Annotated in this window: 23 protein-coding genes and 2 pseudogenes; 16 read left to right on the forward strand and 9 right to left on the reverse strand. The window is 70.0% G+C overall.

What is annotated here, in order from left to right; all coding sequences use genetic code 11:
* Positions 1-85: 85 nt before the first annotated feature.
* Positions 86-691 carry a GTP cyclohydrolase I FolE gene (gene folE / locus IEZ11_RS39765; protein ID WP_189267902.1) on the forward strand — a complete coding sequence of 202 codons (606 nt, stop codon included), beginning with the start codon at positions 86-88 and terminating at the stop codon, positions 689-691.
* Between the two features lie 67 nt (positions 692-758).
* Here the strand turns inward: folE and IEZ11_RS39770 are convergent, their stop codons facing one another.
* The 4 genes from IEZ11_RS39770 to IEZ11_RS39785 are packed head-to-tail and all read right to left on the reverse strand — an operon-like array spanning position 759 to position 4,334.
* Positions 759-2,258, reverse strand: coding sequence for a sensor histidine kinase (locus IEZ11_RS39770; RefSeq protein WP_189267903.1), 1,500 nt, complete (start codon positions 2,256-2,258; stop codon positions 759-761).
* Positions 2,255-2,995: a response regulator transcription factor gene (locus IEZ11_RS39775; protein ID WP_189267904.1), complete on the reverse strand. Its 741-nt coding sequence runs from the start codon at positions 2,993-2,995 to the stop codon at positions 2,255-2,257. The genes IEZ11_RS39770 and IEZ11_RS39775 overlap by 4 nt, the downstream gene beginning before the upstream one ends.
* A 41-nt stretch (positions 2,996-3,036) precedes the next feature.
* Positions 3,037-3,900 carry a hypothetical protein gene (locus tag IEZ11_RS39780; RefSeq protein ID WP_189267905.1) on the reverse strand — a complete coding sequence of 288 codons (864 nt, stop codon included), beginning with the start codon at positions 3,898-3,900 and terminating at the stop codon, positions 3,037-3,039.
* A gap of 35 nt (positions 3,901-3,935) precedes the next feature.
* Positions 3,936-4,334: a PepSY domain-containing protein gene (locus tag IEZ11_RS39785; protein ID WP_189267906.1), complete on the reverse strand. Its 399-nt coding sequence runs from the start codon at positions 4,332-4,334 to the stop codon at positions 3,936-3,938.
* 257 nt (positions 4,335-4,591) lie between these two features.
* On the opposite strand from IEZ11_RS39785, the pseudogene IEZ11_RS51435 reads away from it, so the two are divergent.
* From IEZ11_RS51435 to IEZ11_RS39800, 4 genes and pseudogenes are all read left to right on the forward strand, one after another.
* Positions 4,592-4,949: pseudogene (locus IEZ11_RS51435) on the forward strand (transposase family protein); the annotation flags it as partial.
* 75 nt (positions 4,950-5,024) lie between these two features.
* On the forward strand, positions 5,025-5,459 hold the full coding sequence (locus IEZ11_RS39790) for an effector-associated constant component EACC1 (protein ID WP_189267907.1): 435 nt from the start codon (positions 5,025-5,027) through the stop codon (positions 5,457-5,459).
* Positions 5,460-5,491: 32 nt separating this feature from the next.
* Positions 5,492-7,117 carry a caspase family protein gene (locus IEZ11_RS39795; RefSeq protein ID WP_268239952.1) on the forward strand — a complete coding sequence of 542 codons (1,626 nt, stop codon included), beginning with the start codon at positions 5,492-5,494 and terminating at the stop codon, positions 7,115-7,117.
* A 162-nt stretch (positions 7,118-7,279) separates the two neighbouring features.
* Positions 7,280-7,747, forward strand: coding sequence for an ATP-binding cassette domain-containing protein (locus tag IEZ11_RS39800; protein ID WP_308426581.1), 468 nt, complete (start codon positions 7,280-7,282; stop codon positions 7,745-7,747).
* Positions 7,748-8,096: 349 nt separating this feature from the next.
* Here IEZ11_RS39800 and IEZ11_RS39805 read toward each other — a convergent pair whose 3' ends face one another.
* The 3 genes from IEZ11_RS39805 to IEZ11_RS39815 form a co-directional block, all read right to left on the reverse strand.
* Positions 8,097-8,765: a GntR family transcriptional regulator gene (locus tag IEZ11_RS39805; protein WP_189267909.1), complete on the reverse strand. Its 669-nt coding sequence runs from the start codon at positions 8,763-8,765 to the stop codon at positions 8,097-8,099.
* 98 nt (positions 8,766-8,863) lie between these two features.
* Positions 8,864-9,367, reverse strand: a complete 504-nt coding sequence (locus tag IEZ11_RS39810; RefSeq protein WP_189267910.1) for a flavin reductase family protein — start codon at positions 9,365-9,367, stop codon at positions 8,864-8,866.
* 26 nt (positions 9,368-9,393) lie between these two features.
* Positions 9,394-9,819 (reverse strand): ester cyclase, encoded by a 426-nt coding sequence (locus tag IEZ11_RS39815; protein ID WP_189267911.1) that lies wholly within the window; start codon positions 9,817-9,819, stop codon positions 9,394-9,396.
* Positions 9,820-10,062: 243 nt separating this feature from the next.
* On the opposite strand from IEZ11_RS39815, the gene IEZ11_RS39820 reads away from it, so the two are divergent.
* From IEZ11_RS39820 to IEZ11_RS39850, 7 genes are all read left to right on the forward strand, one after another.
* Positions 10,063-10,689, forward strand: coding sequence for an amino acid synthesis family protein (locus IEZ11_RS39820; RefSeq protein ID WP_189267912.1), 627 nt, complete (start codon positions 10,063-10,065; stop codon positions 10,687-10,689).
* Positions 10,686-11,237, forward strand: coding sequence for an amino acid synthesis family protein (locus tag IEZ11_RS39825; protein WP_189267913.1), 552 nt, complete (start codon positions 10,686-10,688; stop codon positions 11,235-11,237). The genes IEZ11_RS39820 and IEZ11_RS39825 overlap by 4 nt, the downstream gene beginning before the upstream one ends.
* Before the next feature lie 7 nt (positions 11,238-11,244).
* Positions 11,245-11,976, forward strand: coding sequence for an alpha/beta fold hydrolase (locus IEZ11_RS39830; protein WP_189267914.1), 732 nt, complete (start codon positions 11,245-11,247; stop codon positions 11,974-11,976).
* Positions 11,969-13,456, forward strand: a complete 1,488-nt coding sequence (locus tag IEZ11_RS39835) for an aldehyde dehydrogenase (protein WP_189267915.1) — start codon at positions 11,969-11,971, stop codon at positions 13,454-13,456. The genes IEZ11_RS39830 and IEZ11_RS39835 overlap by 8 nt, the downstream gene beginning before the upstream one ends.
* An 11-nt stretch (positions 13,457-13,467) precedes the next feature.
* Positions 13,468-13,752 carry a tautomerase family protein gene (locus tag IEZ11_RS39840; RefSeq protein ID WP_189267916.1) on the forward strand — a complete coding sequence of 95 codons (285 nt, stop codon included), beginning with the start codon at positions 13,468-13,470 and terminating at the stop codon, positions 13,750-13,752.
* Complete coding sequence (locus IEZ11_RS39845; RefSeq protein ID WP_189267917.1) at positions 13,749-14,792, forward strand: LLM class flavin-dependent oxidoreductase; 1,044 nt, start codon at positions 13,749-13,751, stop codon at positions 14,790-14,792. Before IEZ11_RS39840 ends, IEZ11_RS39845 begins: the two co-directional genes overlap by 4 nt.
* 70 nt (positions 14,793-14,862) lie before the next feature.
* Positions 14,863-16,290 carry a purine-cytosine permease family protein gene (locus tag IEZ11_RS39850; protein WP_189267918.1) on the forward strand — a complete coding sequence of 476 codons (1,428 nt, stop codon included), beginning with the start codon at positions 14,863-14,865 and terminating at the stop codon, positions 16,288-16,290.
* Positions 16,291-16,457: 167 nt separating this feature from the next.
* Here IEZ11_RS39850 and IEZ11_RS52615 read toward each other — a convergent pair.
* Positions 16,458-16,580 (reverse strand): annotated as a pseudogene (locus IEZ11_RS52615) (pirin family protein); the annotation flags it as partial.
* A gap of 26 nt (positions 16,581-16,606) precedes the next feature.
* On the opposite strand from IEZ11_RS52615, the gene IEZ11_RS39855 reads away from it, so the two are divergent.
* Positions 16,607-17,275 carry a Type 1 glutamine amidotransferase-like domain-containing protein gene (locus IEZ11_RS39855; protein ID WP_189267919.1) on the forward strand — a complete coding sequence of 223 codons (669 nt, stop codon included), beginning with the start codon at positions 16,607-16,609 and terminating at the stop codon, positions 17,273-17,275.
* A 430-nt stretch (positions 17,276-17,705) separates the two neighbouring features.
* Here the strand turns inward: IEZ11_RS39855 and IEZ11_RS39860 are convergent, their stop codons facing one another.
* The gene (locus IEZ11_RS39860) at positions 17,706-18,557 is read right to left on the reverse strand and encodes an SCO6745 family protein (protein ID WP_229713646.1); all 852 of its coding nucleotides are present in this window, start codon (positions 18,555-18,557) and stop codon (positions 17,706-17,708) included.
* A gap of 127 nt (positions 18,558-18,684) precedes the next feature.
* Here IEZ11_RS39860 and IEZ11_RS52865 point away from each other — a divergent pair, with 127 nt between their 5' ends.
* From IEZ11_RS52865 to IEZ11_RS39875, 3 genes are all read left to right on the forward strand, one after another.
* Complete coding sequence (locus IEZ11_RS52865) at positions 18,685-19,038, forward strand: hypothetical protein (protein ID WP_229713647.1); 354 nt, start codon at positions 18,685-18,687, stop codon at positions 19,036-19,038.
* A gap of 65 nt (positions 19,039-19,103) precedes the next feature.
* Positions 19,104-21,872 (forward strand): AAA family ATPase, encoded by a 2,769-nt coding sequence (locus IEZ11_RS39870; protein ID WP_189267920.1) that lies wholly within the window; start codon positions 19,104-19,106, stop codon positions 21,870-21,872.
* A gap of 15 nt (positions 21,873-21,887) precedes the next feature.
* Positions 21,888-22,065: 6-pyruvoyl trahydropterin synthase family protein (locus IEZ11_RS39875; RefSeq protein WP_189267921.1), on the forward strand; the 178-nt coding region annotated here is incomplete at its 3' end.

Genomic DNA, 22,065 nt, shown 5'->3' on the forward strand with positions numbered 1-22,065 from the left:
CGGTGATCCGTCACCGCGCACGGGTCCGCGACGCGGCGAGCCTTCCGGCGCCGCGGACCCGATCGCAGAGACGAGGCAGACACTCATGACCGACCTCGACATGCCCGTAGTCGGCCTTCGCACCGGCGAGTTCGACGCGCAGCGGGCCGAGAACGCCGTGCGGGAACTGCTCCTCGCCGTCGGCGAGGACCCCGACCGCGAAGGCCTGCGCGCCACGCCACTACGCGTGGCAGAGGCCTACCGAGAACTCCTGGCCGGGCAGTGGCAGCAGCCAGAGGACGTCCTGACCACCACATTCGAACTCAGCCACGACGAAATGGTGCTGGTCAAGGACATAGAAATCGTCAGCCTCTGCGAACACCATCTCCTGCCGTTCCGCGGGACGGCGCACATCGGCTACATCCCCGCCGTGCACGGCAGGGTCACCGGACTGTCCAAACTGGCCCGCCTGGTGGAGGTGTACGCACGCCGCCTTCAGATCCAGGAACGGCTCACCGGACAGATCGCCGACGCTCTGATACGCATCCTCGACGCGCGCGGCGCCATCGTGGTCGTCGAAGCGGAACACATGTGCATGTCGGCCCGCGGCATCCGCAAGCCCGGCGCACGGACGACGACATCAGCCGTACGCGGGCAGCTGCGCAGACCGGCCACGCGCGCGGAGGCGATGAGCCTGATCCTGGCACGCTGACAGGCACCGCGGTCGGTGCGGCCGCCGCGCATCGGGCCCTGCCGGCCGGCGATCCGGCCCGCGATCGTCATGGCCGGCCCCGTGCCGTTTCGTCTGTCGGCCATGCCCGGCTTCGGTCAGGTCGCGGGCCGCGGGTGACGGCACGCGTTCTCGGCACCGGACGCAGAAGGGGGGATCCGCCACCCGTCGTACGCGGACCGCGCGGGTGCGGGGTGACGGGGCGCAGCCGGACATGGGCGTCCAGGCCGGTACCGGGCGCGGGGCGCAGGGTGATGGTGCCGCCGGAGGCGTCGACGAGATGGCGGACGATGGGCAGGCCGAGGCCCGTGCCGTCGTGGTGGGAGCCGGAGGCACGCCAGAAGCGGTCGAAGGCTCGTGCGCGGTCGGCCTCGCTCATGCCCGGTCCCTGGTCGATGACGTGGAGCTCGGTACCGGGGGCGCGGTGGAGGGTGACGGTGGTGCTGGGCGGGGAGACGCGCAGGGCGTTGGCGAGAAGGTTGTCGATGACCTGCTCCAGGGCTCCCGGGATCGCCCACACACGTCCGACGGCAGGGCCGGTGATGTCGATGGCGACGTACTGCTCGGCGGCCAGCGGCTCCCACATCGCGACCCGGTCGGTCACCACGGCGTCGAGGTCGACGGGTTCAGGGGTGGTGGCGGTGTTCTCCAGCCGGGCGAGGGCGAGCAGGCCCTGCACCATGCGGCCCAGGCGTTCGACCTCGCCGACGGCTTCTTCGAGGCTGGGGTGGGCACGCGGGTCGAGGTGGGGCTCGAAGTTCTCCAGCCGCAGCCGCAGCGCGGTCAACGGGGTCTTGAGCTGGTGGGAGGCCTCCGAGGCGAACGCCTGCTGGGCTCCGAGCAGGTGCTGCAGCCGGGTGGCGGTACGGGTGAAGGAGGCGGCCAGACTGCGCAGTTCCGGCGGTCCCACGGTGGCGTCGGGCGGGTCGGTGAGCCGGCCGTCGGCGAGCTGGGCGGTGGCCGCCTCCAGGGTGCGCAGGGGGCGGGTGATCCACCTGGCCAGGCTGAAGGCGACCAACGCGACCACGGCCAGGACGCAGCCGCCGGCCAGGGCGAGGGCGCCCCAGATGCGGTGCACACGGGCGGTCACCTCGGACAGGGGGTAGGTCAGGCGCAGGGCGCCGCGCACGGTGGTACCGGAGGCACCGGGCATGGTGGCCGACAGCACGTCGTCGCCGTCGGCGTCGGTGGTCGTGGTGACGGTGGGCTGGTTGCGCAGCGCGCGGGCGATGTCCCGCTGGGCGGCGAGATCGCCGCCGACGGGAGCGGCGGGATGGGAGTCGGCCAGGACGATGCCCCGTCTGTCGGTGACGACGACGCGGCCGCCGGTGCGCTCGGCGTAGTCGCCGATCACGTCGGGCAGCGCGTCCAGGTTGCCCTTCTCGATGTTCTCCTCGGTCACCTCCGCGAGCATGGCGGCATCCCGCTCCACACTCTGCGAGAAGCGGGAGGTCTCACCGCGGGCGTAGACGAAGCCGAGGGGGACCTCCAGGCCCACCAGCACGAGCAGGGCCAGGCCGAGGTAGCTGAGCAGCAGGCGCCGCGTCATCCGGCCGCCTCGTCGCCGTGCTCGCGGGGGACGGTGAGCCGGAAGCCGACCCCGCGGGCGGTGGTGATCCAGCCTGCGTCGCCGAGCTTGCGGCGCAGGGCCGCGACATGGGCGTCAAGGGTCTTGGTGGGGCCGAAGAAGTGCGGATCCCACACCGTGTCCATGATCTGCTGACGCGAGTGCACCGTCCCGGGATCCTCCGCGAGGTAGGCCAGCAGGTCGAACTCCCTCGGCGTCAGGGCCACCTCCCGCCCGTCGAGGCGGACTTCGCGCGTACGGCGGTCGATGACCAGCGGGCCGAGCGGGCCCGGCCGTCGGGCCGCGTCGGCCGGCTGACGCGCGTCCGACTCCGCCGGCGGTCCGCCGGGCAGGTAGGCGGGGGCTCCGGCCCGGCGGTTGACGGCGCGGATCCGGGCTATCAACTCCCGTACGCCGAAGGGTTTGGCGAGGTAGTCGTCGGCGCCGAGTTCGAGGCCGACGATGCGGTCGGCTTCCTCGCCCCGCGCTGTGATCATGATGATGGGGACGGCGGAGCGGGCCCGCAGGCTGCGGCAGACGTCCAGACCGTCCATGTCGGGCAGGCCGAGGTCCAGCAGCACCAGATCCGGCACGGCCACGGTGTCGGCGAGCCCGGCGGCACCGGTGCGGACGTGGTCCACGGTGAACCCGTAGCGCCCCAGTCCTTCGGTGAGGGGGCCGGCGATTCGGTCGTCGTCTTCGATGAGCAGCAGCCGCATGGCGCAAGGCTCGCACAGCTGTGCCAGGTGAGTTGAAGCGTTCATGGGAAGCCGCCCGGGACCAGGGAGACGTACGGGACGAGGTGGACCCGGCCGTGCCGTCCGGCCGACAGGGACGGGTGGTGGCAGTCGGCCGGGTGGTGAGGGTGGGGTGGTGATGGCCGGGGGGTGTGGGCGGGGTGGTGATGGCTGGGTGGTGACGGCGGGCGGCGATGGCCGGGCGGCGGCGGGACGGTGATGGCGGGGCGGCGGGAGATGCCGACCCGGGAGTCAGTCGTCGGTGCCGTCGCCGTCGCCGGCACCGTCCTCGCGTCCCTGCTCCTCCCGCCGTGCTCGCCGTCCTGCTCCCGGCCGTTGTCGGCGCCCGGCAGCGGGCTCGTCTGCGCGGGCGGCGCGGCAGAGACGGCCGACCCGGCCAGCCTGAACGGCACCGGCTGCACCGGCTGCACCGGCTGTTCGGGCGGCGCCTTCGGCGCGGAGACCTGGGCGGTGCCGCCGGGCGTGGGGGTGGCGGAGACCGTGTCGCCGACCGTGAACAGCGCGAACCCGAAGCCCGCCAGGGCGATCAGCGCGACGGTGGCGGTCAGAGCGGAGCGGTGCCGGACAGCCGCCAGCCACCGGTCACCGGCCTTTCGCGCCCGCCCCCGGGCGGTGCCGCTGTCCGTGCCCGGCACCGGCAGCGGCAGCGGCACCGGCAGCGGAGCGACGGACTCACCGGTCTCCGCGGCCGGCGCCGGGACGGCGGACCAGGCGTGCCCGGCCGACGGTGACGGACAGTCGAAGGCGTCGTCCGCGAATCGGCCACCGTAGCCACCCGGTGCCTGCGCGTCCGGCTCCGTTCGCGGGATCGCCGTCCCGGCCACGTCCGTGGGGTGCGCTGAGGTGTGCTCGGGTTCGGCCGGCATCGGTCCGTCCTTTCCGGAAGCTCGGGCCGGGTCCGTCAACTGGCGTCGTCGGTCTCCTCGGTGCCCTCCTTCTTGGTGTCGGTGACCTTGAAGGACTTGTCGAGGTAGACCTCGATGGAGGTGCCGTCCTGCTGCTTCACCTCGACCGCGTACATGCCGGGCTTCTCCGCGTCCTCCTCGGACTTCACGACGGTGCCCGGGTACTCGGCGAGCGCGGCGGCCTCGGCCTTCTGCTTGATGTCACCGGTCAGCGGCGGCTCGGTCTCGTCATCGGTGTCGCCCGCGGCGGCACCCGCGCTCTGGGCCGACTGCCGGGTGTCCGCGGCCTTCGGGCTGCCGGAGTCGGAATCGGACGCGCCGCCACAGGCGACCAGTGCGAACATCAGCACGGCGGCGGGAGCGGCGAGCAGGGCACGACGGGGCAGAGCACGCATCAGGGTGTCTCCAAACACTGGTGAATCACTTGCGGGTTCGGGGTCTGTCGAGCCCGACCCCCGGGGAGAGGGACAACGACGACCCTAGGAACGCGCGGTTGAGAGGCAGCCCAGCAAACCGAGAGAGACAGACCAGCAGATCGCCAATCTTTCGCCACACCGACGGCACCAGGCGGAGCAGCGGCGACGGCGACCGGGACGGCACCGTAGGCGAGGATGCCGGCCAGGCGCCGGTAGCCCTCGTGGCGGTTGAACCACGCCGGAACGACGTCGCCCAACTGCCGCCGCCGCTCGATGCGATCGCGCCGGTCTGTGGCCGCGGCGGGCGTCCCCGCCGCAAGCCGCACCCCCTCTTCGCCGACCGAGGCTACGACCATGACGTCTACCGAGAACCAGGTTCGCTCCCGCGACATCGTGCCGGCTGTCGCCCGCCGCGGCGCACTGCGCGGCACGGGACCGGGCGGCTGCCGCCGGGTCGTGCAGCGTAGCTGCGCGTGGCTCCACGGCTTCCGACGTCTGTGCCTCTGCTGGGAACGCGGGGCCGACATCCATGAGGCATTCCCCGAACTCGCCTGCTGCCTGTTCGCACACCGACAACTCAGCTCATTGTGCTGACCGTCGTAGACCAACGGCAGGAGAACCCGGGCCTCGCGGACGTTTTCGCTCCCGGTCGGCCGAACCTTCCCTATCGTGGGCGAGAAGGAAAGGCAGGGGGAAAACATGCGCATCCGGGTGGCGACGACGGCCGAAGACGGCCAAGAAACCGTATCCGACCTCTACCGGTGGCTGAGGCAGGATCCCGATGTGCGACGCCACGCGACGGTGGAACTGATGCCGAGTGGCCGGCCGGGCGGGGCCATGGGGGCAGTCGAGATCATCGACATGGTCGTCAGCCAGGGGTTCTCGGCCCTGAACCTGGCCATGTCGTACGCCGCCTGGCGCACGGCGCGTCCGGCCGCGCCGCCGATCACCATCACCGTCACGGCCGTCGACAGGCCACTCACCGTGGACGACGCGTCGGAGGAGACCATCCGGCGCATTGTGCAGGCGCTGCAGCCGACGCCCGGTAGAGACCGGCACGAGGAACCGGGGGCAGCCGGTGATGGAACGGAGGGCGGTCGGTGAGGCGGTTACCCGACCCGGCCAGATCCCGTGCCGTGCTCGTCGGAGTGGCCGACTACGCCGTACTGCCCGATCTTCCGTCGGTGACGAACAACATCAGCCGTCTGGCGAAGGTTCTGGGAGACCCGGATCTGTGGGGACTGAGAAACCCCGAGCAGTGCACGGTCCTGCTCAATCCCTCTTCTCCCGAGGCGGTGTTGGACGCGGTGCACGATGCCGCGTCCGAGGCGCAAGACGCCTTCGTCGTGTACTTCGCGGGACACGGGCTGGTCTCTGCCAGCGGTGAGCTCCATCTGGCCTTGCCCACCGCACACGCCGAGCGCCTCTATCGCGCCGTGGCATATGAGGGCGTGCGCCAACAGTTGGTCGACACCTGTACAGCAACCCGGAAGGTGGTGATTCTGGACTGCTGTTACAGCGGCCGTGCGCTGGTCGGCCACATGGGACCCGCCGTGGATGTGGCCAACCACGCCTTGGTCGAGGGCACTTACCTGATAACGGCCTCCGCTGAGACCAAACTCGCCTGGGCGCCCCAAGGTGAGACCTATACAGCCTTCACTGGCGAGCTGCTCAAGGCCCTGGAGTTCGGGGTCCCGGGCGCCTCGGATCCACTGGAGATGGAGGCACTGTTCTGGCATGTGCGCAGGGAACTGGAGGCAAAGTCCCGGCCGCTGCCGCAGCAGAGGGCACGCAACGCCGGACACGTCATCGCCCTGGTACGCAACCGCGCGAAGACGGCGTCGACCCGCGGACCGGACGGACACGAGCCCTCGCACCAGCTCGACTCCCCGCTGCCGAAGCTCATGGGCGGCGCTCACGGTGCGCCCCCCTCATCGGAAGGCCTGATGGACGGTGGTGCCGAAACGGTGGTGATCGGCAAGGGACCGCCGCCTCTGCCGGTCGATCCCGGACCACTCGTCATTGATCTGCCGGGTCGGCGGTCGGGGAACCGGTCGCGCGGCAGGCACAGGGGGACGCTCCCAGTACGGGCACCGGACGACGGCTCGACATCGGGTCGACGGCAACTGCCCGGCGAGTCACCGGACCCAGGGGTCGGGAGATGGAGGCGTTGGAGCTGGCTGACGGCCACGGTGCTTCTTGCGGCCGCTCCTCTCGGAGCGAGATACCTGGACGCCGCTGGACAGCATGCGCATGGCCTGTCGCAGGGACGCTCAACACATTCAGCCACAACGCCTACGCCGTCGCCCTCGTCCAGTAGCGGATACGTACATGTTCAGCAGCCCGAGTTCAGCACGGCCGTTCCGGCGGGTTGGAAGCAACATGCCAAGAATGCTTCCGGGCAATATCGATACACCCAGGGCGCCTACACGCTCACTGTCGTCCCCGGCCGTGACCTCGCCACGGCAGGCTCCAAGGACCCCATGGCCTATCAGCGCGAGGTCGAACCGGAACTGCAGCCCTATCGGGAGACGAGCTGGAGTACTGCGGAAGGGCTGAGTACGGCCACAGTCGGCAAGCGCATCGAAGCCGTGGGGCGGTTCACTTGGCAAGCCGAAGACGGGAAGGACGTATTCGCAAAGAATATGGCCCTACTCATCGACGGTCGTTATCACATCGTGCTGACGACCGGTCCCGAGCGTAAGGAGGTCGCCCGAGTGCAGGATGCGGCCGCCTTCGCTTACAGGCCGGGGACGAACTGACCCCCGAGGTACTCGCCGACTTGGAGACTGTCCACGAGTGCGACGAAGACATCCGCCCGAGTTGTCTCACAGTCGGCGCGCGCCGGTGGGCGTGCCGGTCGCCGTCGCCTGCCACCGCGCCGACGAACTCGCCGGTGACCTCGACCGGACGAGGGAGGAAGTGTGACCGTTCTGCTGGAGGTCAGCGGCCTGACCAAACGCTGTGCCGTACGACGCGACCACGTGACGGCCTGCGAGGACGTCACCTTCCGGGTGCGCCGGGGCGAAGCCCTCGCCCCCGCCAGACCATCGGGGCCGGACTGGCCGAACTGCTGCGCCTGCACGCCCGCCGGCTCGGCCACGGCGGCGCGCGTCACCGAACTGGTGGACACGGTCGGGCTGCCGGGGCTCGCCGACGCCCGGCCCGCCCGGCTCTCCGGCGGTCAGCGCCAGCGTGCCGCCATCGCCCGCGCGCCGGCCGTGGAACCCGACATCCTGCTCCTGGACGAGGCGGTCGCCGCCCTCGACGTCTCCGTCCAGGCCCAGATCCTCACGACACCGTGGCATCCGTACACCCGGGCTCTGCTGGGCTCCGTCCCCCGGCCGGGCCGGCGCCCACGCCGGACACGCCGCCCGGCCGACAGCGCCTGACGGAACGGCGCCGAAGGCCGGACGACCGCCGCGGAGCCCGACAGACCGGCCGCGGGCCGTGACCCTGTGGGGTCCGTCTTCGAACAGGGCCCCACAGGGTGGCCGACGTGAGGGAGGCAACCGGCCCCGCCACGAGGCGTGCACTCGGCGTACGGGCGGGCACCGGCAGGTCCGTTGCCTCGACGCCCTTGGCCGTGATGTCGACGTGAGTCGTGCTTCGGCGGGTGACTGCGCAAGCACGGTGCCGATCGTGACCTCGCCCGTGCGCACGACCGAACCGGGCCACTGACGGGGCCGGTTGACGCATCGCTCGACCGACGTCGAGCCGGCCGGCCGGCTGTCTGGTCGATCAGGAACCTTTCCCCTCGAACCCCTCGTGCCGGCCTGCGATGGGCAGGCCTGCCAGTAGGGCGCTCCGGCTGGCCCGCACATGCTCACGCATGACGCGCTCGGCGCTGTCGCCGTCCTTCTCCAGGATCAGTTCCAGGACGAGGTGGTGCTCACGGTCGGACTGGATGGCGCGGCCCGGCTGGCTCAACGAGGTGTTCACCAGCCGGGAGTACGCGAGTTGGTTCATCAGGATCCGGTAGTGGGCCTGCAGCTTGCTGTTGTCGGAGCCGGCTATGAGCAGGTCGTGGAACTCCTGGACCAGCACCGCGTACCGTTCCCGGTCGTCCTTCGCCACCGCTGCGTCGGCCTCGCGCAGGTTTCGTTCGAGGGAGTCGATCTCCGGGACCCGACCGCGTTGGGCGAGAAGGCGGGCGGCCGCGCCTTCCAGGAGTTCCTTCATCTCGAAGAGTTCCGTGATCTCACGGCGGGAAGGGACGGTGACGAATGTCCCGACGCGGGGCCGGATCTCGACGAGCCCTTCGGTCTGCAGCTGCTTGAGGGCTTCGCGTACCGGCGTACGGCTCACGCCGAACTCCTCGGCGAGGGCGGTCTCCGACAGGGAGGCTCCGGGGTCGACATCGCCTTTGATGATGCGCCTGCGCATTTCGGCGATCACCGTGGCCTGCATCGATCCTCCCCCGGCCTTCGGCCGGGGGGACCCCCCCTCCGGTTCGCTTGTCGCGCGATTCACCGAGTCCTCCTCCATCTGCCGTGCTGCTCGCTGGATCATCCCAGAGTCGTGAGTGCTCCGCCGTCGAAGAACCTGCCCGCGCTGTAGACCATGGGATGGAGTTCGGTGACCGCGGCGTGCACCACTCGGCAGATGAAGATGGTGTGGGTGCTGGCCCGGAGCCGCTCGCGGATCCGTACTTCCATCTGTGCGCTGCTCCGGGCGATCAGCGGGCTGCCGAACGGGCCGCTCTCCCAGTCCAGGTCCTGGAACTTGTCCGCGGCCTTGCTCGCGAACCTTCCGACGACGTCGAGCTGGTCGGTGGACAGGATGTTGATCGCGAGGTGATCCGCCCGGAACAGGCAGTCATGGGTGGACGAGGTGTGCTGGACGCACACCATCACCGTGGGCGGGTCGAGCGAGATGCTGGAGAACGCGTTGACGGCCAGCCCCCTCGGGATCTCGCCGTCCATGGCGGTCACGACCGTGACGCCGGTGACGAACTGGCGGTTCACCCGCTTCATCACGTCGATGTCGGGCGTGGGGGCGATCGCGGTCATGAGGGTGCTCCCTGTCATCTTGAACGTCAGTCCTGTCCCACGCTGATGATGCCCAGCGCCGCGAGCAGCGCCCGGGGGTCCCAGGTCACGTGCTCCTCGACGATCCGGTCCCCCTCGAAGCGGGCGAACGTGGCGCCGCTGATGTCGACGCGGCGCTTGGTGGGCGGGACACCGAGGAAGGAGTTCTCGTGTGTTCCGCTGCTGTGCCAGCGGATCGCGGCCCTGTCACCTTCGATCACGATGTCGTCGATGACGGTGGTCAGATCCGGGAACGCCGCGCGAGTGGAGACGATCGCCGCCTTGAAGGCATCGAGGTTCTCCGGGTGCGGGTCCGCCCCGTGGCGCAGGTAGGCAGGGCTCAGCAGCGCGTCCAGTGCGTCGACGTCGCCCTGCCGCCAGGCATCGGCCCATACCTTCTCGATCAGCTCTCGACGGGCGTCGGTGTGCGCCATCTCTTTCCCTTCCACAGTGCTGCCTCCCCGGCGGCTCTGGCATACAAGAAGCAGTAAGGCATGCCAGTGAAGGAGCGTCAATAGTCCAGTGGCTGCGGACCGTGCCCCGACGCTCACCGAATGGAACAGTGTGCAGTTCAGATGCCATTTGGCGACATCGAGTGGAGGATCTGGAGGGTGCGCGAAGGCTGTTCGGGCGTAACCCTTGACCGGATTCCGCGTGTGTGTCTATCGTCCCGTGCCATGCAAGAGAGCTTGGAACACACTGACGAGAGCATTGGTCTCCGCAAGCTCGTGCTCTACCGTGACGTCGTCCTGACAGAGGCGGGGGAGGCGCCCGCGCGACCCGCGTGGCGAGCGAGTGTCGCCGCGGTCGTGCGGAATCCATGGCTGGGCTCCGGTCCGTCCACCGACCTGACCCTGGAGCAGGCTCGGGTCGCCCCGGCGCTCGCGAAGCTGCTGACCGACCGGCTGATCCAGTGCCTGGGCGGTGTGGACGAGATCGAGTCGTTCGGAAAGGCCGCCATCGTCGGCACGGCAGGCGAGATCGAGCACGCCGGGGCGCTCATCCACACCCCGTACTTCGGCAACCTGGTGCGGGAGTTCCTCCAGGGCGAGTCGATCATCTGTTTCGCCGACACGCGTGCCGAGGCCGGGGAGTCACTGATCATCCCCCTGTGGCACAAGACCCATGCCGCGACGCGCAGCCACTACCAGACCATCAGCGCCCGGGTGTCCGACGGGCCGCGCGCGGACGAGATCGTCGTCATTGCGGCCGCGTCCACGGGGCCGCGCCCGCATCCCCGGATCGGGGACCGCCTGACGGACCCCGTCGTCACCACCGAAACCCTGGAGGTTGTTCCCTCATGAGCGTCCGCAGGATCGTCACCGTCGTCGAGGAGATCCACGCCGAGGGCGGCCGCGAACTCGCCCGTCCCGCGCGGATCGCCGTCGTCGCCGCGGTGATCGAGAACCCCTGGGCCGGTCAGGGCTTCGTCGAGGATCTGGGCCCCGGCATCGAGGCGAACGCCTCCGACCTCGGCGCGCTGCTGGCCCCGGCGGTCCTCGACGCCCTCGGGGCCCCCGCCGAGGCGTACGGCAAGGCCGCCATCGTCGGTCTGGACGGCGAGATCGAGCACGGCTCGGCGCTGATCCACACCCTCAGGTTCGGCGACCACTTCCGCAAGGCGGCCAACGCCACCACGCTGCTGCCCGCGGTCGAGAAGCGCGGCCCCGCCGGCGTGGTCTTCGACATCCCGCTGAAGCACATCACCGACGCCACGATCCGCTCGCACCACCAGAGCTTCGAAGTCCGCATCAGCGACGCACCGCACCCGGGCGAGATCGTCATCGCGCTCGCCGCCGCGGCCCAGGGACGCCCCCAGCAGCGCCTGGCGCCGCTCACGACCGAACAGTAGGTGCTCGATGAGCAAGCCGACCGTGGTCCTGCTGCACGGTGTCGGGCTCGACCACACCATGTGGGAGCCCACCGCCGCGCTGCTGGCCGACCGCTTCACCGTGATCACCCCCGACCTGCCGGGCCACGGCAACCGTCCGCCGGTCGGCGCCGGAGTGACCCTCGCCGACCTGGCCGACGGGGTGGCCGGCGAGATCCCGGCCGGCTCGCACCTGGTCGGATTCTCCCTGGGGGCGCTGGTCGCCCAGCATCTGGCGCTGCACCGGCCCGCGCTGGTGGCCACCCTGACCTCGGTCAGCTCGGTGTGCGAGCGTACGGAAGAGGAGCGGACCTCCGTCCTCGCCCGGCTGCGCACCGCGGAGGCCGACTTCGCGGCGAGCGCGGCCGCGTCCCTGAAGCGGTGGTACGAGGGCACGGACGTCGACGCCGGCCGGGTGGCCCGCACCGAGGCCACGCTCCTCGCCAACGACGTCGGCTCCTTCCTGGGCTGCTATCGCGTGTTCGCCACGGCGGACGTGGAACTCGGACCGGGCCTGGGCTCCATCGCCGTACCCGCACTCGCGGTGACGGGTGAGAACGATCCGGGCTCGACTCCGGAGATGACCCGGCGGCTCGCCGCGGCCCTTCCCGACTGCCGTGCGGTGATCGTCCCCGGGGCGCGTCACATGCTGCCCGTCGAGCGTCCCCAGGCGCTGGTCGACCCCCTCACCACCTTCCTCGGAGAGTGTGCTCATGTCTGACCTCACCGCACTGCAGCACTTCATCGGCGGGGCTTCGGTGGAGCCCGCGTCCGGCGAGTACTTCGAGAGCACCAACCCGGCCACCCGCGAGGTCCTCTACCGGGCGGCGCGCGGCAACGCCGTCGACGTCGACCGGGCCGTCGCCGCCGCGCGGAGCGCGTTCGAGGACCCGCGCTGGCGCGACCTCAGCCAGACCCGCCGGGGCCACCTGCTGCGCCGTCTCGGTGAGCTGATCGCCGAGAACGCCGAGGACCTGGCCCGGATGGAGACGCTGGACAACGGCAAACTGCTGCGCGAGATGCGCGGACAGCTGGCCGCCCTGCCGGAGTACTACCACTACTACGCGGGGCTCGCAGACAAGATCCACGGCGACTTCATCCCGACCTCCGACCGCCAGGTGCTGAACTACACGGCCCGGGAGCCGCTGGGCGTCGTAGGGGCGATCACGCCCTGGAACTCCCCGCTGACCCTGACCAGCAGCAAGCTGGCACCGGCCCTCTGCGCGGGCAACACGGTCGTGGTCAAGCCGTCCGAGTACACCTCGGCGACCGTCGTCAGGCTCGCGGAACTGACCCTGGAGGCGGGGTTCCCGCCGGGCGCGGTCAACGTCGTCACCGGGTTCGGGGCCGAGGCCGGACAGGCCCTGGTCGACCACCGTGATCTCGCGAAGATCTCCTTCACCGGCTCCACCGCCACCGGGGCCCGGATCGCGGCGGCGACCGCGAGCAGGTTCATCGGCTCCACGCTCGAACTCGGCGGCAAGTCCCCCAACATCGTCTTCGAGGACGCGAACATCGCGAACGCGGCGATGGGCGTCGTGGCCGGCATCTTCGCCGCCGCCGGACAGACCTGCATCGCGGGCAGCCGCGTCTTCGCCCACCGGTCCGTCTACGACGAGCTGCTGGAGCGGGTCGCCGAGCGAGCCAGGACCATCCGGATCGGTGACCCCCTGGACGCGCAGACCGAGCTCGGCCCGCTGGCCTTCGCCGACCAGCGTGACAAGGTCGCCGGCTATGTCGACCTCGGCCGCAGCGAGGGCGCCCGGGTGCTGACCGGCGGGAAGGCCACCGACGGCGGCCTCGGCGGCTACTTCTACGAGCCCACCATCCTCGTGGACGTCGACAACGACATGCGCGTCGTCCGTGAGGAGATCTTCGGTCCGGTGCTCGCCGTCATGCCGTTCGACACCGAGGAGGAGGTCGTCCGGCTGGCCAACGACACCGACTACGGACTCGCGGCCGGCGTCTGGACGACGAACCTCGCCCGGGCACACCGGATGGCGGCGCGCCTCGACGCCGGGACCATCTGGGTCAACACCTACCGGGCCATGTCTCCCATGTCCCCGCGGCAGGGCTTCAAGACCAGCGGCGTCGGCGTCGAGCACGGCACCGAGACGATCAAGGAATACACCCGCCTCAAGAGCGTGTGGATCAACACCAGCGAAGAGCCGGTGGCCGACCCGTTCACCATGCGCAGCTGATCGGAGCCGACATGCCGCAGGTCGCCATCACCCTCGCCGAGGGCCGCACCCCGGAGCAGATCCGGGCCCTGCTGCACGAAGTGCACGCCGCGGTCCTGCGCACCACGAACACCCGCCCCGAACACATCCGTGTCGTCGTCCACGAGGTGCCCAGGTCGCACTGGGCCACCGGCGACGTCACCCTCACCGAGACGGACGCCGCCGGCAACGGACCGTCCGACGCGCCCACCGACGAACACCCCGGCCAGGACAGGAGCCGACGCCTGGCCGGCCCGCAGGACGAGGAGCAGTCATGAGGTTTTCGTTGTTCGTGCACATGGAGCGCTGGGACGAGGAGGTCAGCCACCGCCGACTCTTCGAGAATCTCACCGAGTTGACCCTGATGGCCGAGGCCGGCGGCTTCGGCACCGTGTGGATCGGCGAGCACCACTCGATGGAGTACACCATCTCCCCGAGCCCCATCCCGCTCCTCGCCCACCTGGCCGCGCGGACCTCCACCATCCGGCTCGGCGCCGGGACCATCGTCGCCCCGTTCTGGAACCCGATCCGCGCCGCCGGTGAGTGCGCGCTGCTCGACGTCATCAGCAACGGCCGGATGGAGGTGGGCATCGCCCGGGGCGCCTACCAGTTCGAGTTCGACCGGCTGGCGGGCGGCCTCTCGGCCCGCGAGGGCGGTCAGCACCTGCGCGAACTGGTGCCCGCGGTCCGGGCGTTGTGGCAGGGCGACTACGCCCACGACGGCGAGATCTGGCAGTTCCCGACGTCGACCAGCGTGCCCAAGCCGATACAGCAGCCCACCCCGCCCATGTGGATAGCCGCCCGGGACCCGGACTCCCACGACTTCGCCGTCGCCCAGGGCTGCAACGTCATGGTCACCCCGCTGATGAAGGGCGACGAGGAAGTCGTCGACCTGAAGCGGAAGTTCGACACCGCGGTGGCCAACCACCCCGAGGTGGCGCGTCCCGAGCTGATGGTGCTGCGGCACACCCACGTGCACTCGCCCGACGAGCCCGAGGGATGGCGCCCGGCCGCGGAGGCGATCGGACGGTTCTACCGCACCTTCGACGCCTGGTTCGGCAACCGGACCACCCCGACGAACGGGTTCCTCGACCCCAGCCCGGAGTCGAAGTTCGAAGGCCGCCCCGAGTTCACGCCGGAGTCACTGCACAGGACGGCGATGATCGGCACCCCCGCCGAAGTGATCGAACGGCTGCGCGCCTACCAGGAACTCGGCGTCGACGAGTTCAGCTTCTGGATCGACACCAGCCTGTCGCACGAGGAGAAGCGCAAGTCGCTGGAGCTGTTCATCAAGGAAGTCGTACCGGCGTTCCAGTAGGCCGACAGCGCGCCCCACAGCCCCACCCCCCACTGAAGCATCCTCTTCTCTCCGTCCCCAGGAGCACGTCATGTCCCACGATGCCTCGGCGCCGGTGTACGGCAGCGCGGTCACCAAGGTCGAACCCTTCGGTGTCGACCACATCCCCGACAACGAGCGGCACGGGAAGCCGAGTTCGCAGTTCTTCGTCTGGTTCGCGGCCGGCCTGAACTTCCCGATCATCCTGCTCGGCTTCAGCGCGGCCTGGTTCGGCCTGAGCTTCGTCACGGCCGCCACCGCCATCGTCATCGGCGCGGCGGTCGGCTCGCTGCTGATGGCCGTGATGTCCCGCATGGGCGTGCGGCTCGGGGTGCCGCAGCAGATCCAGGCCCGCGGTCCGCTCGGTTTCTTCGGCAACTTCCTTCCGGTGGCGTACATCAACGTCTTCGCCGGGATCGGCTGGGCGGCCGTCACCGTCATCCTCGGCGGCAAGGCCTTCGCCGAGCTCACACATCTGCCGTTCTGGCTCTGCGCGGGGCTGCTCACCGCCATCCAACTGGTCGTCGCGATCTACGGCTACAACATGATCAACTACCTGCAGAGGGTGCTCACCTACGTCCTGACCCCGCTGTTCCTGCTGATCACCGTGGTGGCCGTGGTGCGCGGCGGCAGCTTCTTCCACGCCGACCCGCACGCCTCCGGATACATCGGCTCCACCGGCGGCTGGATCACCTTCGGCGGCTGGTTCCTCTCCTTCCTGGTCGCCTGGGCCCCGTTCGCCTCCGACTACTCCCGCTACCTCCCCGACACCCCCGAGGTCGTCTCCCGCACCGCCTGGTACACCGGCCTCGGCAACTTCGTCACCATCTGCTGGCTCGGCGTTCTCGGCGTGATCGTCGGCGGCAGCGCCACCAGTTCCGACTCCATCACCGCCCTGCACCAACTGGCCGGCCCCTTCGCCGTCCCCGCCCTGCTCGCCGTCGGCCTGTCCGCGCTCGCGCAGAACTTCCTCAACGTCTACGGCGGCGCGATCTCCGTCCAGACCCTGAAGATCCCGGTCAGCCGCGCCCAGGCGGTCACCGTGATCTGTCTGCTGGCCTACGCCATCAGCCTGTGGGGCGAGTCGGGCACGGAGGCCAAGTTCAAGGTGTTCCTCAACCTCACCGCCTACTTCATCGCTCCCTTCGCCGCCGTACTGCTGCTCGACTTCTACCTCGGCGGCCGCTCCGACCCGTCCCGGATCGCGGAGCTGTACGACCGCCGCCGGGTGCTGGACTGGGGCTTCGTGGCCTGGGCCGGCGGGGTCGCCGCCTCCGTCCCGTTCTGGCAGTCCAGCTTCTACACCGGACCGTTCTCCAAGGCGTTCCCGGGCGCGGGCGACCTGAGCATGTTCGTCGCGGCCGGTGCCGGAGCGGTCCTGTACCTGCTGACCTACCGACTCAGGCCCCTCTGGGTCCGCGAGGGCGTGACCCCGGCCGAAGCGGGTGCCCAGAGCCCGACGGCTGTCACGGGGGCCTGAGGAGTCACCGGGACCGGGCGACACCGCACCAGCGGTGCCGCCCGGTCCCGGTCGGGGGTGACCTGGTTCCCGGACGATGTCCGGTCTGCTCCGCCTGTCGGTCCGACCTGGGCGGGGTGTGTTTCGCCTCGCCCGGTGTTGCGTGCGACGGACGGTGAAGTCCCTGCTCAGCGCACTCGACCCCGTGGTTTCAGCGGCACCGGCGGCAGTTCGGGGGCGCGGAGGGGTGCTCCGTCGTGACCCCTCACTTCCCAAGGCTCGGAAGCGTCGGCCTGCTTTCGTTGCGGGCGCCTGTCCGCCGTGGTTGGCTCGTCCGATGGAGCTTCTGTTGACGGCGAGCGGCCTGCGCAACGAGACACTTCGGGATGCGCTGCGGGACATGCTGGGAAAGCCGTTCGGATCGGCGAACGTCGTGTACGTTCCCACCGCGTCGGTCGCCGAGCCCGGGGACCACGGTTGGTTCGTGGCGGACCTGAACCGACTGCACGGCCTCGGCTGGCGCGAGTTCGACGTCCTGGAGCTGAACGGCCTGCCCCGGCAGATGGTGCTCGACCGGCTGCTCAACGCCGACGTCATCTATGTCGAGGGCGGCAACCACTATCACCTCGCACGCAGCATCACCGGCAACGGCCTGGCCGAGGGCTTCCTGCAGTCGCTGGAGAACCGGGTCTACGTGGGGGTCAGCGCCGGATCAATGATCTTCAGCCGGAACCTGACCGAGCACTCTGCCGACGTCATCGGGGACACCGCGGACCTGCACGTGCTCGGCGCGACGACCGTGGAGCCTCCGTTCGGCCTCTTCGACTGGTATCTCAAGCCCCACCTGTACTCGCCGGACTTCCCCGAGCGGGACGATGCCTGGGCCGACCGCATCGCGGCGCGGGCGGACTTCCCGATCTACTTCATCGACGACGAGACGGCCGTTCGGGTCAGGGACGGCACGGTGGAGGTCATTTCTGAAGGCCGGTGGCGGTTCCATCCCTGACTCGGCGCGTGGTGGGAGCCCTGGGCGGGGCAGTGGGCCCGGGGCGTGCAGGTCAGCGGGCTGGCGCTCTCAGCGCCGGCTCGTCCGTGGTGCGGAGGAAGGAGCAGCGGCGGCCGTGCTTGCCGGTGGGAGGCGGGTCGGCGGCGGCCTCGTCGATCCGCCGTGAGGGGTCGGGGCAGACGGAGCGGCCTGCGTACGGCCGTCCTTGCCAACACCCATCTGCAACATGACGACCCTGATCAGGCCCTCGGCTGCGGACAGCGCGACGAAGCCACGGTGCAAGTGCCGCGTCAGCAGGACGGGTGGGTGTGGTTCCGGTCGCGTCATCCGCCGTACGCCCCGATCCCAGACGATGACACCCGCGTCCTCCGCAGGTCGTCGGTGCTCTGTGCCTTCTGTGATCATGAGGATCTGCGGCAGTCTCTCCGTGTCACTGCGAGCCTGTGGCCACCAGGGTCGCGGTGATGGGTTCGAGTTCGGTGATCAGTTCGTCGAGTTCGGTGGGGGACAGGGCGTCGTAGGGCGGGGCGGCGAGTTCGTCGGTGAGGGTTTCGATGTGTTGTCTGGTCGCGCGGCCGGCGTCGGTGAAGTGGCCGTCGGTGTCGACGAGTCCGCGTGCGCGCAGGCCGTCCATGACCGCGGTCAGGCGTGCTTTCGGCAGGTGATGGATGCGTCCGAACGACTCCGCGGGGTGGATGCCCTGTTCCAGGGCGGAGAGCACGTGGGCCTCCGTGCCGCCGACGCACGCGCCGACGAGAGCGGCGATGTGCCCGTCGCCGCGGTGCTCGCGCAGCATGGTCGCGGAATGCCACAGCCGGGCGACGGGATCACCGGGTACCTCCAGGGTGCGCATGCCGGCGTACATCACCCGGCCTTCGGTGGGGGCGCTCGTCGCGGCCTTGGTGGTCAGGTCCGCGGCGCGCACCAGGCCCGGGGAGCCGGCCAGCTCGTCGCCGAGGATGCGCCGCAGGGAGGCCGCGCTGCCCCGCTCCCGGGCGGCGACGGAGGCCTCGGGCGGGATCGTCTCCCAGGCTTTGGGGATGTGCCGTGCGACTTCCCCGTCGGCGAAGTTGTAGAAGGCCGCGTGCACGACGTGGGCCGGCACGCGGCCCAGTGGTGCGGCGCGGCTGGCGAAGTAGCCGTCCCAGTAGGTGCGGTGGCCGAGTGCGGCCAGTTCCTCGTTGCACTCGTCGGCGAGGAAGGTGACCAGGCAGATCGGCTCCAGGAGCTCGAACATGCGACGGGCGAGGTGAGTCGTCGGGTGCGAGCGCGTGTTGCCCATCGGGTTCTCCTCTTGTCAGGTGTGCCGGCTTGGACCGTCCGGCACACCGAAACTCATCGGCGACCGAAGGGAGCCCGCATCGGGCTGTCCTGCCCGACCAGCAGGCGCTGTTCGCCTCTCGTGCTGTGTGCCGGATGCCCTCGAAGGCGAGCAGCCGTTCGCAGTACACCTCGTCGAAGTGGGCCTGGTCCCTGACCCGCAGGCGGACCTGGAGGTCGGAGGATCCGGTGACGACGTCGACCTGCTCGACCTCGGGTATGCCGAACTGGCCCAGCACCTCCTCGCCGCGTACGGAGCCCGGCTGCTGGTCGTCGGGCGAAGGACACTTGACGACGACGAGGCGGAGGCCGCCTGGGGCCGTCCCCAGGACGCCGTGTTCCCGGAGTTGCCGGCCTCGACCATTGGGGGCGGGAAGGGGCGGGGCGGCCATGTCTCTGTCGGCGGCCGGGTTTCTGGGCTCGGTTCCGGAAAGCCTTCGTAGATCGTCATGCGTCAAATACCCTGATCTCGCGCGTTGTTGACGTGGTGCATGGTGAAGCCGGCGAGATGAGGGGGCGCGCAGTGGCGGCGGTGTTCGTCGACCGTGAGGACAGCCTGGCCGTGATCGGGAGCATCGCAAGGAGGCTGGAGGAGGGCGACAGCAGTGTTCTGGTCGTCGAGGGCGACTCGGGCATGGGCAAATCGTCCCTGCTGGCCGAGGTGCACCGGACGTCGTCCGGCGGAGCCTGCCGTGTGGTGCTGGTCAGCTGTGTGCCAGGGCTCGGCAGGGGAGGCGAGTACGGACCGTTCCTCGATGCCCTCGCCGAACTGAGCTCATCCTCGCGTGCCGGGAAGCGCAGGTCGATGTGGGCCCGCGCGTTGGGACGAGGCGCTGTCTCCGCCGCGCCGGCGTTGGTGTCCCTCGCGATCCCCGGAATCGGCGGAGTGGTCGACGCGGGAACCGCGGCGGTCAAGTCGGCCCTCGCCACCGGGTCCATTCCGGCGGACAGCTTAGGGTCGGTGCGGACGATCATGGCCCACCAGATCAGTGAAGCGCTGTTGGCGGAGGCGCGCGACGGTGCACCGCTCCTGCTGCTGATCGATGACGTCCAGCTGTTCGACGAGGGGAGCCGTGAGCTCCTGCACATACTGCTGCGCAAGCTCGCAGGCCAGCCGCTCAGCCTCGTGCTGGGTCTTGGCTCTTATACGTCGACGACGGCGAGTGGCGCGGAGACAGCGCAACTGCTCCGCATGTGGGAGACGAGACACAACCTGCTGATCGCCCGGCACCGGATCGGGGCCCTGCCGGACTGGGCCGTCAGCGACCTTGTCTCGGCCAGGCTGCGGGGCCAGGACGTACCCGCCGGCTTCGCCGCACAGGTGCACTCGGTGACCGGCGGCCGCCCCGTCTTCGTGGACCAGGTCCTGAAACTGTGGCGCCCCGGCTACGGGACGGACGTACCGTTGCCGCACGAACTGCCCCACGCGGTGCGGGAACGCTTCCGGGGGATCGACCCCGAGGTCCAGGAACTGCTTGTCCTCGGCGCCACCGCGGGCCAGTTCTTCTTCTCGCACACGCTCGCCGAGGTGACCGGAATCCCCCAGGTCCGCGTTCAGGACCTGCTGCACCGTGTTGCGGACGAGCATGGGCTGGTGCGCGAACGGCGCCGTGCGGACATGCCCCGCTGGGCTGACGGACTGCACATCGACTGGTACGACTTCGAGCACCGAGCCCTCCAGTCGTGCATCCGCGAAGGGCAGCAGAACGAGGGGGCGCGGCTGCTGAGGCACGCCCAAGTGGCCGAGGCACTGGAGAGACTGCCGCGGGCCGGCGAGGATCTGCCGCGTGAGGTCCGTGTCATGATCGCTGACCACCTGCGCGCGGCCGGACCCTCCCGTGCTGCCGCGAGCGCCGGTGCCCACTACCGGCTCGCCAGGTCCGTGGCCGTGGACGAACTGGCTTTCATACAGGCCGAGAAGTACTGCCGGACGGCCCTCGACTCCGCCCGGCAGCTGCCCCTGGGCGAACCGGAACGCGACCGCCTGCTGGTGGAGGCGGCCGAACTGCTGCTGAGCCTGACCGAGGTGCGCTGGAAGGGCAGCGGGAGCGAAGCGGCGTCCCCGGGCATCGACTCGCTCGCGGCCGAGGCCGAGGAAGCCGCCCGACGTCTCGGTGACCCGCTGCTGATGGCCCGCACCGCACTGCTGCGCGGTAAGACACTGCTGGCGGTGCACGGCCTCGATCCCTCGTTGGAGAAGCACCAGGAGGCCGTCGCACTTGCCCGCGAGTGCGGTCCGCAGGGCACCGAAGCGCTCTACGTGGCGCTTGTCGAATACGGTCGCCAGCTGCCCAAACGCAACTTGGAAGCCGGTCTGAGGGTGTTGTTCGAGGCCGAGGAACTGTATGCCTCCGCGGCCGAGCTCGGCGATGTCGCGAGCCCGCTCCTTCAGCACGCGCGCAACCTCAACGAGATGCAGATCGGCGTCAACCTCTTCGACGCCGGCCGCTTCGACGAGGCCCTGCAACGGCTGCTGCGCTGCGTGGAGCGGTTGAATCGTGAGGCGATGCGCGGCGAACTGCCCATAGCGCTGAACTATCTCGCTCAACTGCACATCGCCATGGGCGACACGGAGGCGGCGGAGGCCGCTCTCACCAGGGCGCTGGCTTTCGAGGAGGAGTACCAGGAGGAGCGCGAGACCATCAGCGGCTGGCACGCGTACAACCACGCGCTCCTGGCCCTGATCGCCTCCCGCACACCCGAGCGCGCACCAGAGGCGCTCCGGCGGATCCAGGCGGCATGGCTGGAGACTCAGGAGACCTGGCTGGTCAACCTGGTGCCCATCGTCCGCAACCTGTATGTGGACGTGCTCATGGCAGTGGGGGAGAACTCCAGGCTGGCGCTTCAGCTGATCGGGGACACCCTGGTCGAGACCGAGATCACGAAGATGGAGCGCAGCCGCATCGCGGCGTTCTGCCTGCGCAGCCGTCTCCGGCTCGCGCAGGGCGATGCCCGGAGCGCGGTCGTGGACGCCCGGGCTGCTTACGCGATCCTCGAAGAGCGGGGCGCGATGCCCGCCCTGCGTACGGAGGAGGTGCTGTACGACGTGTCGCGTGCCTTGGCGGCCGCAGACGCCGAGGAGGAGGCCGCCGACCTGCTGGAGCGGGCCCGTGCTGAGGTACGCCGCAAGGCGGACAGCATCGGCGACCCACGTCAGCGGGCACGCTTCCTGAACGCCGTACCGCTCAACCAGGCCCTGTTCACGGACGTGCCGTCGGAGTCCGCTGGACTCGCCGTTACAGTGCGGGACCAGGGTGATTCACAGACACAGGGTTAGAGGGAGGCGGAAACCGTGTTCACCATAACCAAGGAGTTCCACTTCTCCGCGAGCCACGTGCTCGACCAACTGCCCTCGTGGCACCCGTGCGCGCGCATGCACGGCCACAACTACATCGTGGTTCTCGAACTCTCCGCCGCCGACGACGCGTTGACCCCTCCGGGATTCGTGCGGGACTACAGGGACCTCGACA

This window comes from Streptomyces fuscichromogenes, from assembly GCF_014645815.1.
GTDB classification, from domain to species: domain Bacteria; phylum Actinomycetota; class Actinomycetes; order Streptomycetales; family Streptomycetaceae; genus Streptomyces; species Streptomyces fuscichromogenes.

Excerpts from the sequence above, each read along its gene's own strand:
- folE (WP_189267902.1), top strand. The coding sequence starts at position 86 with ATGACCGACCTCGACATGCCCGTAGTCGGCCTTCGCACCGGCGAGTTC.
- IEZ11_RS39770 (WP_189267903.1), bottom strand. The coding sequence starts at position 2,258 with ATGACGCGGCGCCTGCTGCTCAGCTACCTCGGCCTGGCCCTGCTCGTG.
- IEZ11_RS39775 (WP_189267904.1), bottom strand. The coding sequence starts at position 2,995 with ATGCGGCTGCTGCTCATCGAAGACGACGACCGAATCGCCGGCCCCCTC.
- IEZ11_RS39780 (WP_189267905.1), bottom strand. The coding sequence starts at position 3,900 with ATGCCGGCCGAACCCGAGCACACCTCAGCGCACCCCACGGACGTGGCC.
- IEZ11_RS39785 (WP_189267906.1), bottom strand. The coding sequence starts at position 4,334 with ATGCGTGCTCTGCCCCGTCGTGCCCTGCTCGCCGCTCCCGCCGCCGTG.
- IEZ11_RS39805 (WP_189267909.1), bottom strand. The coding sequence starts at position 8,765 with ATGCAGGCCACGGTGATCGCCGAAATGCGCAGGCGCATCATCAAAGGC.
- IEZ11_RS39810 (WP_189267910.1), bottom strand. The coding sequence starts at position 9,367 with ATGACCGCGATCGCCCCCACGCCCGACATCGACGTGATGAAGCGGGTG.
- IEZ11_RS39815 (WP_189267911.1), bottom strand. The coding sequence starts at position 9,819 with ATGGCGCACACCGACGCCCGTCGAGAGCTGATCGAGAAGGTATGGGCC.
- IEZ11_RS39820 (WP_189267912.1), top strand. The coding sequence starts at position 10,063 with ATGCAAGAGAGCTTGGAACACACTGACGAGAGCATTGGTCTCCGCAAG.
- IEZ11_RS39825 (WP_189267913.1), top strand. The coding sequence starts at position 10,686 with ATGAGCGTCCGCAGGATCGTCACCGTCGTCGAGGAGATCCACGCCGAG.
- IEZ11_RS39830 (WP_189267914.1), top strand. The coding sequence starts at position 11,245 with ATGAGCAAGCCGACCGTGGTCCTGCTGCACGGTGTCGGGCTCGACCAC.
- IEZ11_RS39835 (WP_189267915.1), top strand. The coding sequence starts at position 11,969 with ATGTCTGACCTCACCGCACTGCAGCACTTCATCGGCGGGGCTTCGGTG.
- IEZ11_RS39840 (WP_189267916.1), top strand. The coding sequence starts at position 13,468 with ATGCCGCAGGTCGCCATCACCCTCGCCGAGGGCCGCACCCCGGAGCAG.
- IEZ11_RS39845 (WP_189267917.1), top strand. The coding sequence starts at position 13,749 with ATGAGGTTTTCGTTGTTCGTGCACATGGAGCGCTGGGACGAGGAGGTC.
- IEZ11_RS39850 (WP_189267918.1), top strand. The coding sequence starts at position 14,863 with ATGTCCCACGATGCCTCGGCGCCGGTGTACGGCAGCGCGGTCACCAAG.
- IEZ11_RS39855 (WP_189267919.1), top strand. The coding sequence starts at position 16,607 with ATGGAGCTTCTGTTGACGGCGAGCGGCCTGCGCAACGAGACACTTCGG.
- IEZ11_RS39860 (WP_229713646.1), bottom strand. The coding sequence starts at position 18,557 with ATGGGCAACACGCGCTCGCACCCGACGACTCACCTCGCCCGTCGCATG.
- IEZ11_RS39870 (WP_189267920.1), top strand. The coding sequence starts at position 19,104 with ATGAGGGGGCGCGCAGTGGCGGCGGTGTTCGTCGACCGTGAGGACAGC.